Here is a 352-nt window from a genome sequence, read left to right as displayed (position 1 = left end):
TTCGGTCCCGTTTCACCGGGCCCTCCGGGCGCTTCCCTTCGGTCTTGCGTTTCCGACTCTATCAGATCCTCGCGGTCCTGATTTCCGCCGGTGCGTTTCTGCCTTTCGGCTTCTGCGCGGTTCCAACCTTACCAGATCCGTTCGGCGTTTCCGCTTTCCGTTTCCGGCTCCCCGTTGGAGCGGGATGACCTTCCGGCTTTCGCTTTCCGGCCTTTCCGACTCTATCAGATTCGTTTTCCGTTCCGGGCTTCCGGTGAAGGAAGCTGACCGGTTCGAATTTGAATCCGATTCCCCGTCGGAGGGGGTTGTTCGCGCCTTCCGGCGTGATCACTACTTTAGCGGCTTTTCCCGT

At 59.4% G+C, this 352-nt stretch carries 1 protein-coding gene; it reads left to right on the top strand.

What is annotated here, in order from left to right; genetic code table 11:
• On the top strand, positions 1-188 hold a 188-nt coding region (locus tag ADK86_RS44545; protein WP_234345905.1), incomplete at its 5' end, for a hypothetical protein.
• Positions 189-352: the final 164 nt, after the last annotated feature.

Source organism: Streptomyces sp. NRRL F-5755 (genome assembly GCF_001279365.1).
GTDB lineage: Bacteria > Actinomycetota > Actinomycetes > Streptomycetales > Streptomycetaceae > Streptomyces > Streptomyces rimosus.
The sequence above is the reverse complement of the archived record's forward strand: the minus strand, read 5'-3'. Positions and strand labels throughout refer to the sequence as shown.